Origin of the sequence: Streptomyces sp. SM10, assembly GCF_002910915.1 — a bacterium.
Lineage (GTDB): Bacteria > Actinomycetota > Actinomycetes > Streptomycetales > Streptomycetaceae > Streptomyces.
Genome location: NZ_NEUF01000132.1, coordinates 19,401 through 33,928, shown reverse-complemented (window position 1 = coordinate 33,928; position 14,528 = coordinate 19,401). Strand labels below are relative to the sequence as shown.

Here is a 14,528-nt window from a genome sequence, read left to right as displayed (position 1 = left end):
GCTCATCCCGCCTCTATACTTCTACAGTTGTGTAGAAATCCGGCTGAACGCGTTCTCCGCGTACGGAAGAAGGAGTGAACGCCACGATGGTGTTCAAGAAGCTGCTCGGCTCGCTCGGCGTGGGCGGCCCGACCGTGGACACGGTGCTGCACCCCGGCGGGGCCACTCCCGGCTCCACACTGAGCGGCGAGGTCCGGCTCAGGGGCGGCAGCACCGACGTCACGATCGAGCACATCACCCTGGAGCTCGTCGCCCGCGTCGAGGCGGAACACGGTGACGGCGAGGCCGAGGGGGCCGTGGTCTTCGAGCGCTTCACCGTCGCCGGCGGGTTCGTGCTGGCCGAGGGTGAGGAGCACGGCATCCCGTTCGGCGTGGCGCTCCCGTGGGAGACCCCGGTCACCGAGCTCCACGGCCAGGACCTCGGGATCGTCCTCGGCGTCCGTACGGAGCTCTCGGTGGCGGGCGCCCGCGACAAGGGCGACCTCGACCGCCTCACCGTGACACCGCTGCCCGCGCAGGAGGCCGTGCTCGAAGCGCTCGGACAGCTCGGCTTCGGCTTCCGCTCCGCCGACCTGGAGCTCGGCCACATCCGCGGCAGCGACCAGCAGTTGCCGTTCTACCAGGAGATCGAACTCTCGCCCGCCCCTCGGTACGCGGACCGGATCAACGAGATCGAGGTGACCTTCCTGACCGGCCCGGGTGGCGTGGACGTCGTCCTGGAGGCGGACAAGCGCGGGGGCCACTTCTCCGAGGGCGGCGACACGCTGAGCCGCTTCACCGTGGGTCACCACGAGGCGGCCTACCGCGACCTGGCCACCGAAGTGGACGGCCTGATCCGGTCGATGGCCGAGGCCCGCGCGTGGCACGGCACCGCCGGGGGCCACGGGCACGGACAGCCGCAGCACCACTCCGGCCCCGGCATGGGCACCGTGGTCGCCGCCGGGGCGGCGGGTGTCGCCGTCGGTGTCGTGGGCGGGATGGTCGCCGCCGAAGTCGTCGACGAGGTGGGCGACTTCTTCGAGGGTGACGAGGAGGAAGAGGCGGGCGACGAGGGCTGACACCCCGCCCCGGAGACGCCCTGTCACCAGCTTCTACAGTGCTGTAGATTTGGCGCGCCCCCGCAGCCCCGGGAACGTCCGGGGCCGCAGGGGGGCGCCCCACACCCACCAGGGAGAAGACAGCCGTCATGTTCGGAATCAGCGAGATCGCGATCTTCCTCATCCTCGCCGTCCTGATCTTCGGTGCCAGGAAGCTTCCCGAACTCGCGCGCTCCCTCGGCAAGTCGGCCCGGATCCTGAAGAGCGAGGCGCGGGCGCTGAAGTCCGACGGAACCGCCCCCGCGGAGCCGGGGACCGACGGCACGCGCGTCATCCGGGGCACCGCCACCGAGAAGCCCGGACCTCACTGACCCCGCCACCCGGCGGGGTGAACTCCGGCGGGCCCGGTCCCACCACCCGCAGGGGTGGGCTTCGGCGTGTCCCGGCCCGTCGGCGAGCGGAATCCCCCGTACGGGGACACCGTGGTCGAAGGAGACACGAGCCGGAGCGAGGGGCCATGGAGAGCAAGGACGGCAGCGGCAGGCTGCGGTGTCTGGTGACGGGCGCGACCGGATACATCGGAGGGCGGCTCGTACCCGAGCTCCTGGAGGCCGGTCACCGGGTGCGCTGCCTGGCGCGGACCCCGGAGAAGCTGCGGGACCATCCGTGGGCGGGCGAGGCGGAGGTCGTCAAGGGGGACGTGACCGACGCGGAGTCGCTGGGCGCGGCGATGCGCGACATCGACGTCGCCTACTACCTCGTCCACGCGCTGGCGTCCGGGCCGGGCTTCGAGAGGACCGACCGCGACGCGGCACGGGTCTTCGGTGAGCAGGCCAGGGGGGCGGGCGTCCGGCGCATCGTCTACCTGGGCGGTCTCACCCCTGCCGACGTCCCCGACCAGGAGCTGTCCCCGCATCTGCGCTCACGTGCGGAGGTCGGTCGCCTCCTGCTCGACTCGGGTGTTCCGACGACCGTGCTGCGTGCCGCCGTCATCATCGGTTCGGGCTCGGCCTCCTTCGAGATGCTGCGCTACCTCACAGAGCGTCTGCCGGTCATGGTCACACCCAGCTGGGTGTCCACCCGTATCCAGCCGATCGCGGTCAGGGACGTCCTGCGCTACCTCGTGGGCAGCGCGCACATGCCCGCCGAGGTCAACCGCGGATTCGACATCGGCGGACCGGACATCATGACGTACCGCGACATGATGCAGAAGTACGCCGCGGTCGCCCGGCTCCGCCACCGGCTGATCCTTCCCGTACCGATGCTGTCGCCGGGACTGTCCAGCCACTGGGTCGGACTGGTCACCCCCGTGCCCGCGTCGATCGCCCGGCCGCTCGCCGAGTCCCTGCGCTTCGAGGTCGTGTGCGACGAGCACGACATCGCCCACTACGTGCCGGACGGCCCCGGGCAGCCCTTCTCGTTCGCCACCGCGCTCTCCCTAGCACTGCAGAGGGTGCGGGAGGCGAGGGTGACGACACGGTGGTCCTCCGCGTCCACACCGGGCATTCCCAGCGATCCGCTCCCCACCGATCCGGACTGGGCGGGCGGGAGCCTGTACACCGATGTGCGCGAACGCGACGTGGACGCCTCCCCCGACGCGCTCTGGAGGGTCGTGGAGGGGATCGGCGGTGACAACGGCTGGTACTCGTTCCCCCTCGCGTGGGCGGTCAGGGGCTGGATGGACCGGCTGGTGGGCGGCGTGGGCCTGCGCCGGGGCAGGCGGGACGCCCAGCGGCTCAGGGTCGGCGACTCCCTCGACTTCTGGCGCGTGGAGGAGATCGAACCCGGCCGGCTGCTCCGGCTCCGCGCGGAGATGCGGCTGCCGGGTCTGGCGTGGCTGGAGATGTACGCGGAGAAGGGCGAGGACGGCCGGTCCCACTACCGGCAGCGGGCCGTCTTCCACCCGGCGGGGCTGCTGGGCCACGCATACTGGTGGAGCGTCTCCCCCTTCCACGCGGTGGTGTTCGGCGGGATGGCCCGCAACATCGCCCGGGCGGCGGTCCGGGGACAGGCGGGTGGGACCGCATGACCGTGGCCGTCGTCCTGTTCACCTCCGATCTGCGGCTCCACGACCATCCTCCGCTGCACGCCGCACTCGCCGCGGCCGACGAGGTGGTCCCCCTCTTCGTGCTCGACGACGCCGTCGAGGCCGCCGGGTTCGGCGCCCCCAACCGGCGCGCGTTCCTTGCCGACTGCCTCCGCGACCTGGACGCGGGGCTACGCGAGCGCGGCGGGCGTCTGGTCGTCCGGGAGGGCGACGTGGTGGAGGAGACCGGCCGGATCGTCACGGAGAGCGGGGCCGGCACCGTGCACATGGCCGCAGGCGTCAGCGCGTTCGCACAGCGCCGGGAGGAGCGCCTGCGTGAGGCCCTCTCGTCCACGGGCTGCCGGCTGAGCGTGCACGACGCCGTGATCACCGCGGTCGCGCCCGGTGCGGTGATTCCCTCCGGTGCGGGCAGGGACCACTTCGCCGTGTTCACCCCGTACTTCCGCCGCTGGACGGAGGAAGGGCTCCGCTCGCCGTTCCGTGCGCCTCGTACGGTGCGCGTCCCCGAGGGTCCCGCGTCCGCGGCGCTCCCCTCGCGGGAGGGCGTGAAGGGGCTGTCGCCGGGGCTCGCCGAGGGCGGGGAGACCGAAGGGCGCAGGGTGTTCACCGCGTGGCGCCGGAACGGCCTCGCGTCGTACGAGGAACTCCACGACGACCTGGCGGGCGACGCGACCTCACGGCTCTCGCCGCACCTGCACTTCGGCACGCTCTCCCCCGCCGAGGTCGTCCACCGCGCCCGCGACGCGGGCGGACCGGGGGCGGAGGCCTTCGTACGTCAGGTGTGCTGGCGGGACTTCCACCACCAGGTCCTGGCGGCCCGCCCGGCCGCCGCACGGTCCGACTACCGCACCCGGCAGGACCGCTGGCGCACGGGGCGGGCGGCGGAGACGGAGACGGCGGCCTGGAAAGAGGGCCGCACGGGCTATCCGATCGTCGACGCGGCGATGCGCCAGCTGCTCCACGAGGGCTGGATGCACAACCGGGGGCGGCTGCTGACCGCGAGCTTCCTCGCCAAGACGCTCTACGTGGACTGGCGGGCCGGAGCGCGGCACTTCCTGGACCTGCTGGTCGACGGGGACGTCGCCAACAACCAGCTGAACTGGCAGTGGGTGGCCGGTACGGGCACGGACAGCCGCCCCAACCGCGTCCTCAACCCGGTGACACAGGCCAAGCGGTACGACCCGGACGGGGCCTACGTACGCCGCTGGGTGCCCGAGCTCTCGGAGGTCGCAGGGGCGGCCGTGCACGAGCCGTGGAAGCTGCCGGAGCGGGAACGCGCCCGCTACGGCTACCCGGAGCCGGTGGTCGGGCTGCCGGAAGGGCTCGCCCGGTTCAAGGAGGCGCGGGGGCTCGACTGAGCCCGGGGCGGACCGCCGCCTCCGGCTCAGACCTTGCGGTAGCGGGCGTTGGCCCAGGAGAAGAGACCGAAGACGGCCAGGCCCAGTGCGACGAAGGCGAGCAGCCAGGGCCCCGCGGGGGTCTCGGTGAAGGAACGCAGGGTGTCGTCCATGCCCTTGGCACGCCCCGGTTCGTGCTGGACGGCCGCCGCCACCGCGAATCCGCCCGCCGTGGCGAAGACCCCGCCGCGCACGACACCGCCGAACACGCCCGTGACGTCGACGGTCTGACGGGTCCTCTTCGTCATCTCGGCCATCTTCAGATGCTTGTGGTACTTGCGTGTGGCGGCCCGGAAGGCGATCCACAGGCCGGCGCCGGCCACGACGAGGCCCCCGGCGCCGACGATCCACTGGCCGCCCGTCCACTCCAGGACCCGTGCCGTGACGTCGTCGGTCTGCTTGTCACTGGATCCGCTGCCGCTGCCCTTGTCACCGGCGGCGTAGGACAGCACGGAGTACGACACGAAGGAGTAGAAGAGGAAGCGCCCGGCGGCCATCGCCCGCTTGCCGGCCTTGTCACCGTCGGGGCCCGCCTGGCCGAAGAGCGCCTCGGAGAGCCGCCAGAGGGCCATGCCGGCCAGCGCCAGGCCGAGCGCCCAGAGCAGGACACTCCCGAAGGGCTTCTCGGCTATCTCCGCGATGGCCCCGCCGCGGTCGGCCTGCTTGCCCCCTCCGTCGGAGAAGGCGATGCGCAGGGCGAGCACGCCCACCAGCAGGTAGATCACTCCACGCGCCACGAACCCGGCACGGGCCCCCACGTCCATGGCGCGGCTGCGCGCGGCTCTTCTGGCCTGGCCACGTGCGTTCGTCGACAGTGCGTTCGCATTCATGCACTGCCGAGTGCCCCTGAAACGGCGATCAATGCCGGTGAGGCGGGTGCCGGCCCGCAGACCTGGGGTCTTCCGTCCGGGTCAGGCCCGCGAGCCCGGCATGATCCAGACGAGGGGCCCTGGTTGTGCCATCCCATGACACTGGTTCCTCGCGGTCAAACTTGGCGGGCGTGGGACGCAAGGCGATCGGCTAGCGCGGTGACGAGGTCGCGCAGTTCACCTGGGCGCTCGATGACGAACGGCCGGTCGAGTGAGGCGAGCACTGGAGGCAACCAGTCGAGCCGCTCCGCCCGCAGCTCGACGCGCAGCCAGCGCTCGGTCGCCCGGTCCTGGCCTGCCGCGGGCTCGTGCTCCTCCAGGCTCGCGACGCTGGCGGGAAGGTGGGCGCGGATCAGCTCCACTGTCCCGTGGATCCGCAAGGTCACCTCGTGCCGGTACTCGGCCGTGGCGAACGCCGACAACACGCGCTGTGCCGGACCGGGACCCACGGGCGCTTCGAATGAGCCGGGCAGGGTCCGCGCGTCCGCGATGCGATCGAGCCGGAAGGTTCGGTCCTCGCCGATCTGGGTGTCCTTGCCCGTGACGTACCAGCGGCCCGCATGGGCGACGATCCCGTACGCGTGCAGCGTGCGTTCGCTGCGCCGTCCGTCGCGGTCGGTGTAGCGGATCGAGACCGGTCGGCGGTGGCGCACCGCGTCGGCGACGGCGAGGAGGACCCCAGCGTCCGGGGTGTCGAACTCGCCGAGCTGATCCGTGAAGGCGAGAGCCTCCAGAAGTGTGTCGAGCCGACGGGTGATGTGCTTGGGCAGCACCCGCCGGATCTTCGCCGATGCCGTCTCGCTTGCCGTGTGCTCCGTCGTCGTCAGCCCTGCTCGGCGGCCGGCGACCAGGCCGAGCAGCACGGCCAGCGCCTCGTCGTCGCTGAGCATGAGCGGAGGCAAGCGGTACCCGGGAGCGAGCCGGTACCCGCCGTAGCGGCCGCGCACCGATTCCACGGGCACATCCAGGTCGATCAGCTGGTCCACATACCGCCGCACGGTGCGCCCTTCGACGCCGAGCCGGTCGGCCAGTTCGGCCACCGTCCGGGTGCCACCCGACTGCAGCAGCTCCAGGAGTGTCAGCACGCGGGCAGTGGGTCGGGGCATGTGCACAACCTTATGCGAATACAGGACCGATTCTGTCCACTATTTCTCCTAGCCTGCGCAGTGCACGCCTCCAGCACAGCCAAGGAGATACCCATGAACTTCGTCTCGATCCGCATCATCACCAGCGACGTAGCGCGCCTCGTCGAGTTCTACGAGCGAGCCACAGGGGCGCGGGCGACGTGGGCCACCGAAGACTTCGCCGAACTCAACACCGCGGGCGCCACCCTCGCGATCGCCGGCACCCGCACCGTCCCGCTGTTCGCCCCGGGCTCTGCCCGCCCGGCGGACAACCACAGCGTGATCACCGAGTTCCTCGTCGACGACGTGGACCGCGTGCACCAGAACCTGACCGGCTTCGTCACCGACTTCGTCACCGAGCCCACCACGATGCCCTGGGGTAACCGGTCACTGCTGTTCCGTGACCCCGACGGCAACCTCGTCAACTTCTTCACCCCCGTCACCCCAGCGGCCATCGAAAAGTTCGCACGCTGACGCCACGCAAAGCCGCTCACCCGGGAGCCCCGAGACCCCAGGGCTCCCGATGAACGCGACCGCCGAGGCCAGGAGGGCCACCAGCAGGGGACACCGCCGCGTCGCACTCGCGGACTTCGTGAACTACCACAACCACGGTCGCACGCCGCGCTCGGCGGCCGACCGCCCGTCAGCCGGACCGCCGGGAGCAACTACCGAATCGTCTTCGACCAGCCGCCCGAACCACTCGCGGACATCCCGCAGCGGCTCGCCTTCGAGGACTTCGCGTAACCAAGGTCCCGAGACACCACACCTAGTCGTCCTCGTCCACCGGCTCGCCCTGGGCCGAGGCCTGCCCCTTGGCGCGCCGGCCGACGACTGCAGCCGCGGCAAGGGCGCTGCCCGCGAAGGCGAGGGCGACGACCCAGGGGCGGTCGAGGACATGGCAGGTGGCGTGGTCGAGGGAGTAGCGTCCGGCACCCGTCAGCCCGATCGCGGCGGCGGTGAAGCCGAGGAACGCCGGGTACTCGTAGCCGCCGCCCATCGCGAAGAAGCCGGCGGGAGCGTGCACGGCGACGGCCCCCGCCATCGTGCCCGCGGCCGCGGCGCCGGCCGCGGGGGTGGCGAGGCCGAGAGCCAGCAGGGCGCCGCCGCCCGCCTCGCCGATGCCGGCCGCCAGCGCGCTGTGCTTCGGCGGATGGAAGCCCATGGCCTCCATCGCCGCGGTGGTCCCCTCGATGCCCCCGCCGCCGAACCACCCGGCCAGCTTCTGGCTTCCGTGGGCCGCCAGGACGGCTCCCGTGCCGACCCTGAGCACGAGAAGTCCGAGGTCACGCCGGTTGATGCAGGTCATGGGTGTCTCCTGTCGACGAGGAGGAGCGGGGGCGACGGTGAGCCGTACGGATCCACTGTCGTCCGGTCCGGGCGGCGGGGTCCGATGGTGTTACGCCATTCGTGGCGCCGCCCTGCGGGGACTGCGACGCAGGTCATTGTGCAACTTGTTGCATAACGGTGGGCGGGTGGTCTACAACTGGCTCGACGACACCTGCGAGGAGACCCGGATGAGCCCGTACCCCACCCTGCTGAGCCCGCTCGACCTCGGATTCACCACGCTCCCGAACCGGGTGCTGATGGGGTCGATGCACATCGGCCTCGAGGAGGTGGAGCGCGGTTTCGAGCGGATGGCGGCGTTCTACGCCGCCCGCGCGCGGGGCGGGGTCGGCCTCATGGTGACCGGAGGGATCGCGCCCAGCGAGCGCGCGTGCTCCTTCCCCGGCGGCGCGAAGATGACCACCCAGGCGGAGGCCGACCAGCACGCCGAGGTCACCTCGGCCGTGCACGCGGCGGGCGGCAGGATCGCGATGCAGATCCTGCACTTCGGGCGGTACGCCCACCATCCGGAGCTGGTGGCGCCCAGCGCGCTCAAGGCCCCGATCAGCGGGTTCACCCCTCACGCACTGACGGACGACGAGGTCGAGGAGACCATCGAGGACTTCGTCCGGGCCGCGGAGCTCGCGCGGCGCGCGGGGTACGACGGGGTCGAGATCATGGGCTCCGAGGGCTATCTGATCAACGAGTTCATCGTCGCGGCGACCAACCACCGCGAGGACCGCTGGGGCGGCTCGTACGAGAACCGCATCCGCTTCCCCGTCGAGATCGTGCGGCGGGTCCGTGAGCGGGTCGGCCCCGACTTCATCCTGATCTACCGGCTGTCGATGCTGGACCTGGTGCCCGGTGGTTCCACGCTGGAGGAGGTCGTCCACCTCGCCCGCGAGATCGAGGCGGCAGGCGCGACGATCATCAACACCGGCATCGGGTGGCACGAGGCCCGCATCCCGACCATCGCGACCTCCGTGCCGCGGGGCGCCTTCACGTGGGTGACGGAGAAGGTGCGCGGCGCGGTCTCCGTGCCGCTGGTGACCAGCAACCGCATCAACACGCCCGAGCTGGCCGAGGAGATCCTCGCCTCGGGCCGCGCCGACATGGTGTCGATGGCGCGGCCCTTCCTCGCCGACCCCGACTTCGTCGCCAAGGCCGCCGCGGACCGGGCCGACGCGATCAACACCTGCATCGGCTGCAACCAGGCCTGCCTGGACCACATCTTCAGCCTGCAGATCACCTCCTGCCTGGTGAATCCGCGCGCCTGCCACGAGACCGAACTGGTGCTGTCACCGACGCGGACCCGCAAGCGCGTCGCCGTGGTCGGCGCCGGGCCCGCCGGGCTGGCGTGCGCGGTGACGGCCTCCGAGCGCGGGCACGCGGTGACGCTGTTCGACGCGGCCGACGAGATCGGCGGCCAGCTGAACGTGGCGCGGCGGATCCCGGGCAAGGAGGAGTTCAACGAGACCCTGCGCTACTTCCGTACCCGCCTCGCCGAGGAGGGCGTCGAGCTCCGCCTCGGCACCCCGGCCACGGCGGCCGCCCTCGACGGCTTCGACGAGGTCGTGCTGGCGACGGGGGTCGAACCGCGCACCCCCGCGATCCCCGGGGTGGGGCACCCCAGCGTGGTCAGCTATCTGGACGTCCTGCGCGACGGCGCCCCGGTCGGTGAGCGGGTGGCGGTCGTCGGGGCCGGCGGCATCGGCTTCGACGTCGCCGAGTTCCTGACCGACGGCGGGGACGCGGCGAGCCTGGACCCCGAGGTCTTCTTCCGGCAGTGGGGCGTCGACACGGAGTACGCGGACCGGGGCGGGCTGGGGGTGCCGGAGCGTCCGAAGGCGCCGCGCACGGTGCACCTCGTCCAGCGCAGGACGACCAAGGTCGGTGCGGGGCTCGGGAAGACGACCGGCTGGATCCACCGCACCGAACTGCGCCACCGCGGGGTCGACATGATCGCGGGCGCCTCCTACGACCTCATCGACGACGAGGGCCTGCACCTGACCGTCGACGGCGAACAGCACCTGCTGCCGGTCGACACCGTGGTGCTGTGCACGGGTCAGGAGCCGCGCCGTGAGCTGTACGAGGAACTGCGCGCCGCGGGCCGTCCGGTGCATCTGATCGGCGGCGCCGACGTGGCCGCGGAGCTGGACGCCAAGCGGGCGATCCGCCAGGGCACGGAGCTCGCCGCGGAGCTGTGAGCGCGCGGTTCCGCCGTCCCTAGGATGCACTCCATGTCACTCCCCCACGCGATCCTCACCGCCCTTCTCGAGAAGCCGTCGTCGGGTCTCGAACTGACGCGGAGGTTCGACCGGTCGATCGGCTACTTCTGGCCGTCCACGCATCAGCAGATCTACCGCGAGCTGGGGAAGCTCGAAGACTCAGGTCACATCCGGGTCCTGCCGACGGCACGGCCCGCCCGTGGGCAGAGGAAGGAGTACGAGGTGCTGCCCGCGGGCCGTGCGGAGCTGGCGGCCTGGGTCTCCCTGGCGGAGGACCCGCGGCCGGTCCGCGATCCGCTGCTGCTGAGGATGCGGGCGGCGGCGGTCGTCGGGGCCCCCGGCCTGGCCGGGGAGCTGCGCCGGCACCTCGTGCTGCACCAGGAGCAGTTGGCGGAGTACCTGGAGATCGAGGAGCGGGACTTCCCGCCGGAGCGGACCGCGGAGGAGGACCGGCTGCGCCGACTGGTGCTGCGCGGGGGCATCGACCTGGAGACGTTCTGGACGGGCTGGCTCACCAGGGCGATCGAGGACCTGGACGGCCCGGGAGCGTAGGCCCCCCATTACCGTTTTCGGTGCCTCGCAACGGGGCGCCCGGCAGCGATGCTCCCTCCCCGTGGTCCCGCCCGCGGCCTACTTCGACCTCACCGACGGCACCCTGACCTACCGCTACCAGCGCGCGATGACCTGACCGGCCCACGGCCGCGCGGCACGGGGCTGGTTCTAGCGGGATCCGCCCGGGGCCCCGGCCGGTTCCGCGTGCAGGACGAGCGGCTCGGCGGGGCGCGGTACCGAGGGGCCGGGGCTCGAGATGACGATGCGTGACGGCTGCCCCGGTGGGAGCGGGGCCGGGACGGAGGCGGCCGCCGGCGTGTTCCCCGTCTGCGCCCGGCTGAGCAGGATCACGCCCCGCACTGCGGCGGCGGCGCCGATGAGCGCGGGGACCAGACCGAGCAGCCCTCCCTGGAGGCGCTCGCCGAGCAGGACCAGTCCGATCGCGGCGGCGGCGACGGGGTTGGCGAGGGTGACCACGGCAAGGGGGGCTCCCAGGCCGCCCCGGTAGGCGGTCTGGGAGAGCATCAGCCCGCCCAGGGCGAAGAAGGAGACCAGCAGCGCCACGGTCACGAGCCGCCAGCTGAGCAACGGCCCGGAGTGGTCGGTCGCCGCGACCGTCAGGGTCTGGGTGAGGGCGGAGGCGACCCCGGAGGTGATGCCCGAGGCCGCGGCGTGCCGGAGCCCGGGGCGGGTGCCCGGGCGGCTGAGCGCGGCGACGAGCCCCATGGTCACGGCGCCGGCGCCCAGGGCCTCGGGGAGACTCAGCGTGTCGTGCGGCGAGGCACCACCTGCGGCCAGGAGCAGTGCGCCGAGGCCGAGGAGGGTGAGGAGGGTGCCGCGCCACTCCGTACGGCTGACCCGGCGGCCCGCGGTGCGGGCCCCGAGCGGGACGGCCGCGACGAGGGTGAGTGCGCCCAGCGGCTGGACGAGGGTGAGCGGCCCGTATTTCAGGGCGGCGACGTGCAGGAGTGCCCCGCCGGCGTTCAGGCCGACCGCGGACCACCACGCGCCGCGGCGCAGCATGCTCAGCGCCCCGGCGGCGGGATCGGTCCGGCCGGCGAGCCGGGCCTGTGCCACGGCGGCGGCCGCGTAGGCGACGGCGGAGACGAGGGAGAGGGCGACGGCTGTGAGGGTGGGGTTCATCGCCGCGCTCCGGGGCGTGCGTACGCGGGTGACGCGTAGGTCTGGACAGGGAGGGAGGTCGCCCACGGCAGGTGCGTGCGGACCGGTGTGCGCGGCAGCCTGAGGGCGGCGAAGGCGACGGTGAGCAGGGCCGAGACCGCGATCGCGTCGAGCCAGTAGTGGTTGGCGGTGCCCACTATGACGAGCAGGGTGAGCGCCGGGTGCAGCAGCCACAGCAGGCGCCACCGGGAGCGGGTGGCGACGATCAGCCCGACGGCCACCACGACTGCCCAGCCGAAGTGCAGGGACGGCATGGCGGCGAACTGGTTGGCCATCGAGTCGGTCGACGGGGTGTCCCCGTACACCGAGGGGCCGTAGACCTGGGCGGTGTCGACGAGGCCGGCCGCGTGCAGCATCCGCGGGGGCGCCAGCGGGAAGAGCAGGTGCAGGGCGAGGGCCGCGCCGGTGAGCGCGGTCAGGATGCGGCGCGCCCAGACGTAGTGGGTGGGGCGGCGCAGGTACAGCCAGACCAGGAAACCGAGTGTCGCCGGGAAGTGCACGGCCGCGTAGTAGGTGTTCGCCGTCTCGACGAGGGTGTGGCTGTGCAGCAGAAGCCCCTGCACGGCCCCCTCGCCCGGGAGGCCGGCGGCCCGTTCGAAGCTCCAGACGTGTCCGGCGTTGCGGAAGGCCTCCTCGACGTTGCCGTTCGCGGCCTGGCGGCCGAGTTTGTAGACGAGGAAGAGTCCGGCCACCAGTAGCAGCTCGCGGAAGAGGGGCGGTCGGGCCGAGGTGTCCGGCTCCCGCCCCGCAGGCTCCCTGCGGGTGTACATCACCCGTGCCCCTTTGCTGACGGTGCGCTGTTGCGACGTACGGCATGGCCACTCCACGCCGTATCGATACGCCAGTGTACCGATACGGCGTCGTATCGGTACACTGGCGTATCGGTACACTGGCGTATCGAGGGTCCCCAGCCGCAGAGCCGCAGAGAGGGAAGCAGATGCCGTCGCCCGGTTCCGCACAGGAGTCCGTACCCGCGTCACGCAGGTCGAAGATCACACCGGAGCGGGCACAGGAGCTCTACAACGCCGTGCTGGACCTGGTCCGCGAGAGCGGCTACGACTCACTGACCATGGAGGGCGTCGCCGCCCGCACCCGGTGCGGGAAGTCCACGCTCTACCGCCAGTGGGGCTCCAAGCCGGAGCTGGTCGTCGCCGCGCTGCACAGCACCCGCAGAACCCTGTTCTCCGAGATCGACACCGGCAGCCTGAGCGGCGACCTGCACGAGACGGCACGGGTGGTGGACGCGGCCTCCGACCAGGACACCGCTCTGATGCACGCACTCAGCCACGCCGCGCTCCAGAATCCCGACCTGCTCTGCGCCATGCGCTCCACGCTGATCACACCGGCCATCGCCGCGATCGACGCGATGGTGGGGCGCGCCGTCCGGCGCGGCGAGATCGCGGCCGACAACCCGGCGGCGGACTACGTGGCCGCGCAGGTGCTGGGCATCATGCGCGCCCGGCCGCTCCTGGAGGGGCGGTACTCGGACGACGCCTTCCTCACCGGCTTCATCGACTGCGCCGTGATTCCCGCACTGGGCCTCACCCCCTCCCCGCCCGCTCCCAAGGGAAGCGGGACCTGATGAACGTGGGCCGTCGTCCGAGCGGATGACGAGGGCCCACCCGCGCGCCGCACCGTGGGGACGGGGACGGCGCACACCCGGCCGGCCGTACGTGCACCCGGAGAAGCATTCTCGTCCCCTTGACGATATCCCGGGGCCTTCGTTATCGTCGCCATGACGAGAAAGAGGGGGTCCCGACATGGCCGACATCACCCGGCGCTTCGGCAGGCGGCACCTGCGCTCCGCACCCACCGCCCACATCCGCCACCACAGGCGCGGCAGGCTCGTCCACGACGGCCCCGGGCTGAGCTTCTGGTACCGCTCGCTCTCCGCCGCGCTCTCCGAGGTCCCGGTGGACGACCGGGAGCTGGCGATGGCGTTCCACGCCCGTACCGCCGACTTCCAGGACGTGACCGTGCAGGCCACGGTGACCTACCGGATCAGCGACCCGGCCGAGGCGGCCACCCGCCTCGACTTCTCGGTGGACCCCGACACCGGGGTCTGGCGCGGCGCGCCGCTGGAGCAGATCGCCACCCTGCTCACCGAGACGGCGCAGCAGCACACCCTGGACGTCCTGGCCCGTACCCCTCTCGCCAGTGCCCTGGTGGACGGCGTCGCCGCCGTCCGGGAGAGCGTGGCCACCGGGCTGGCGGCCGAGCCGCGGCTGCCCGCGACCGGCATCGACGTGGTCGCCGTACGCGTCGTCGCCATCCGCCCCGAGGCGGAGGTGGAGCGCGCCCTGCGCACCCCGGCCAGGGAGCAGATCCAGCAGGAGGCCGACCGCTCGGTGTACGAACGCCGGGCGGTCGCCGTCGAGCGCGAGCGCACCATCGCCGAGAACGAACTGGCCAGCAGGATCGAGCTCGCCCGGCGCGAGGAGCAGCTGGTCGACCAGCGCGGCACCAACGCCCGCCGGGAGGCCGAGGAGAAGTCGGCGGCGGACGGAGTGCGCACGGCCGCCGAAGCCGCCCGCACCGTGCGGCTGGCCCGCGCGGAGGCGGAGGCCGCGCGGGACGTCGGGGCCGCCCGCGCCGAGGCACAGGCCGCGTGGCTTCGGGCGCACGCCGACGTGGATCCCGGAACGCTGCACGCCCTGGCGGCGACGCGACTGGCCGAGAATCTGCCCCGCATCGACAGCCTCACGCTCTCCCCCGACGTCCTGACGGGCCTGCTCGCCCGGCTCGGCAGGCCGGAGGCGCGGGCGTGAG

At 72.4% G+C, this 14,528-nt stretch carries 14 protein-coding genes; 9 read left to right on the top strand and 5 right to left on the bottom strand.

Annotated elements, in window-relative coordinates:
• Window positions 1-86 precede the first annotated feature (86 nt).
• The 4 genes from B9S57_RS21150 (at window position 87) to B9S57_RS21135 (ending at window position 4,442) form a co-directional block, all read left to right on the top strand.
• Complete coding sequence (locus tag B9S57_RS21150; protein WP_103517191.1) at window positions 87-1,058, top strand: sporulation protein; 972 nt, start codon at window positions 87-89, stop codon at window positions 1,056-1,058.
• Window positions 1,059-1,186: 128 nt separating this feature from the next.
• Window positions 1,187-1,408, top strand: a complete 222-nt coding sequence (locus B9S57_RS21145) for a twin-arginine translocase TatA/TatE family subunit (protein WP_103517135.1) — start codon at window positions 1,187-1,189, stop codon at window positions 1,406-1,408.
• 146 nt (window positions 1,409-1,554) lie between these two features.
• Window positions 1,555-3,066, top strand: a complete 1,512-nt coding sequence (locus B9S57_RS21140; protein WP_103517134.1) for an SDR family oxidoreductase — start codon at window positions 1,555-1,557, stop codon at window positions 3,064-3,066.
• Window positions 3,063-4,442: a deoxyribodipyrimidine photo-lyase gene (locus tag B9S57_RS21135; RefSeq protein ID WP_103517133.1), complete on the top strand. Its 1,380-nt coding sequence runs from the start codon at window positions 3,063-3,065 to the stop codon at window positions 4,440-4,442. Before B9S57_RS21140 ends, B9S57_RS21135 begins: the two co-directional genes overlap by 4 nt.
• A gap of 26 nt (window positions 4,443-4,468) precedes the next feature.
• Here B9S57_RS21135 and B9S57_RS21130 read toward each other — a convergent pair whose 3' ends face one another.
• Both B9S57_RS21130 and B9S57_RS21125 read right to left on the bottom strand, forming a co-directional pair.
• Complete coding sequence (locus B9S57_RS21130) at window positions 4,469-5,311, bottom strand: DUF1206 domain-containing protein (RefSeq protein WP_103517132.1); 843 nt, start codon at window positions 5,309-5,311, stop codon at window positions 4,469-4,471.
• A 155-nt stretch (window positions 5,312-5,466) separates the two neighbouring features.
• Window positions 5,467-6,456 (bottom strand): YafY family protein, encoded by a 990-nt coding sequence (locus B9S57_RS21125; RefSeq protein WP_103517131.1) that lies wholly within the window; start codon window positions 6,454-6,456, stop codon window positions 5,467-5,469.
• Between the two features lie 93 nt (window positions 6,457-6,549).
• On the opposite strand from B9S57_RS21125, the gene B9S57_RS21120 reads away from it, so the two are divergent.
• Window positions 6,550-6,948 (top strand): VOC family protein, encoded by a 399-nt coding sequence (locus B9S57_RS21120; RefSeq protein ID WP_103517130.1) that lies wholly within the window; start codon window positions 6,550-6,552, stop codon window positions 6,946-6,948.
• Window positions 6,949-7,240: 292 nt separating this feature from the next.
• On the opposite strand, the gene B9S57_RS21115 is transcribed toward B9S57_RS21120, so the two are convergent.
• Entirely contained in the window at window positions 7,241-7,780 is a 540-nt protein-coding gene (locus B9S57_RS21115; protein WP_103517129.1) for a DoxX family protein, read from the bottom strand.
• Window positions 7,781-7,988: 208 nt separating this feature from the next.
• On the opposite strand from B9S57_RS21115, the gene B9S57_RS21110 reads away from it, so the two are divergent.
• Both B9S57_RS21110 and B9S57_RS21105 read left to right on the top strand, forming a co-directional pair.
• Complete coding sequence (locus tag B9S57_RS21110) at window positions 7,989-10,004, top strand: NADPH-dependent 2,4-dienoyl-CoA reductase (protein WP_103517190.1); 2,016 nt, start codon at window positions 7,989-7,991, stop codon at window positions 10,002-10,004.
• 33 nt (window positions 10,005-10,037) lie between these two features.
• A complete protein-coding gene (locus tag B9S57_RS21105) occupies window positions 10,038-10,577 on the top strand; it encodes a PadR family transcriptional regulator (protein ID WP_103517189.1) in 540 nt (179 codons plus the stop codon).
• A 168-nt stretch (window positions 10,578-10,745) separates the two neighbouring features.
• Here the strand turns inward: B9S57_RS21105 and B9S57_RS21100 are convergent, their stop codons facing one another.
• Complete coding sequence (locus B9S57_RS21100; RefSeq protein ID WP_103517128.1) at window positions 10,746-11,720, bottom strand: DMT family transporter; 975 nt, start codon at window positions 11,718-11,720, stop codon at window positions 10,746-10,748.
• Complete coding sequence (locus B9S57_RS21095) at window positions 11,717-12,529, bottom strand: phosphatase PAP2 family protein (RefSeq protein WP_103517127.1); 813 nt, start codon at window positions 12,527-12,529, stop codon at window positions 11,717-11,719. The genes B9S57_RS21100 and B9S57_RS21095 overlap by 4 nt, the downstream gene beginning before the upstream one ends.
• 167 nt (window positions 12,530-12,696) lie before the next feature.
• Between B9S57_RS21095 and B9S57_RS21090 the strand changes: the two genes are divergently transcribed.
• Window positions 12,697-13,341 carry a TetR/AcrR family transcriptional regulator gene (locus tag B9S57_RS21090; RefSeq protein ID WP_103517126.1) on the top strand — a complete coding sequence of 215 codons (645 nt, stop codon included), beginning with the start codon at window positions 12,697-12,699 and terminating at the stop codon, window positions 13,339-13,341.
• A gap of 178 nt (window positions 13,342-13,519) precedes the next feature.
• Entirely contained in the window at window positions 13,520-14,527 is a 1,008-nt protein-coding gene (locus tag B9S57_RS21085) for an SPFH domain-containing protein (RefSeq protein WP_103517125.1), read from the top strand.
• Window position 14,528 lies beyond the last annotated feature (1 nt).

Coding starts and splice junctions, on each gene's coding strand:
- B9S57_RS21100 (WP_103517128.1), bottom strand. CDS start 11,720: ATGAACCCCACCCTCACAGCCGTCGCCCTCTCCCTCGTCTCCGCCGTC.
- B9S57_RS21090 (WP_103517126.1), top strand. CDS start 12,697: ATGCCGTCGCCCGGTTCCGCACAGGAGTCCGTACCCGCGTCACGCAGG.
- B9S57_RS21150 (WP_103517191.1), top strand. CDS start 87: ATGGTGTTCAAGAAGCTGCTCGGCTCGCTCGGCGTGGGCGGCCCGACC.
- B9S57_RS21095 (WP_103517127.1), bottom strand. CDS start 12,529: ATGTACACCCGCAGGGAGCCTGCGGGGCGGGAGCCGGACACCTCGGCC.
- B9S57_RS21125 (WP_103517131.1), bottom strand. CDS start 6,456: ATGCCCCGACCCACTGCCCGCGTGCTGACACTCCTGGAGCTGCTGCAG.
- B9S57_RS21085 (WP_103517125.1), top strand. CDS start 13,520: ATGGCCGACATCACCCGGCGCTTCGGCAGGCGGCACCTGCGCTCCGCA.
- B9S57_RS21130 (WP_103517132.1), bottom strand. CDS start 5,311: ATGAATGCGAACGCACTGTCGACGAACGCACGTGGCCAGGCCAGAAGA.
- B9S57_RS21110 (WP_103517190.1), top strand. CDS start 7,989: ATGAGCCCGTACCCCACCCTGCTGAGCCCGCTCGACCTCGGATTCACC.
- B9S57_RS21135 (WP_103517133.1), top strand. CDS start 3,063: ATGACCGTGGCCGTCGTCCTGTTCACCTCCGATCTGCGGCTCCACGAC.
- B9S57_RS21115 (WP_103517129.1), bottom strand. CDS start 7,780: ATGACCTGCATCAACCGGCGTGACCTCGGACTTCTCGTGCTCAGGGTC.
- B9S57_RS21145 (WP_103517135.1), top strand. CDS start 1,187: ATGTTCGGAATCAGCGAGATCGCGATCTTCCTCATCCTCGCCGTCCTG.
- B9S57_RS21120 (WP_103517130.1), top strand. CDS start 6,550: ATGAACTTCGTCTCGATCCGCATCATCACCAGCGACGTAGCGCGCCTC.
- B9S57_RS21105 (WP_103517189.1), top strand. CDS start 10,038: ATGTCACTCCCCCACGCGATCCTCACCGCCCTTCTCGAGAAGCCGTCG.
- B9S57_RS21140 (WP_103517134.1), top strand. CDS start 1,555: ATGGAGAGCAAGGACGGCAGCGGCAGGCTGCGGTGTCTGGTGACGGGC.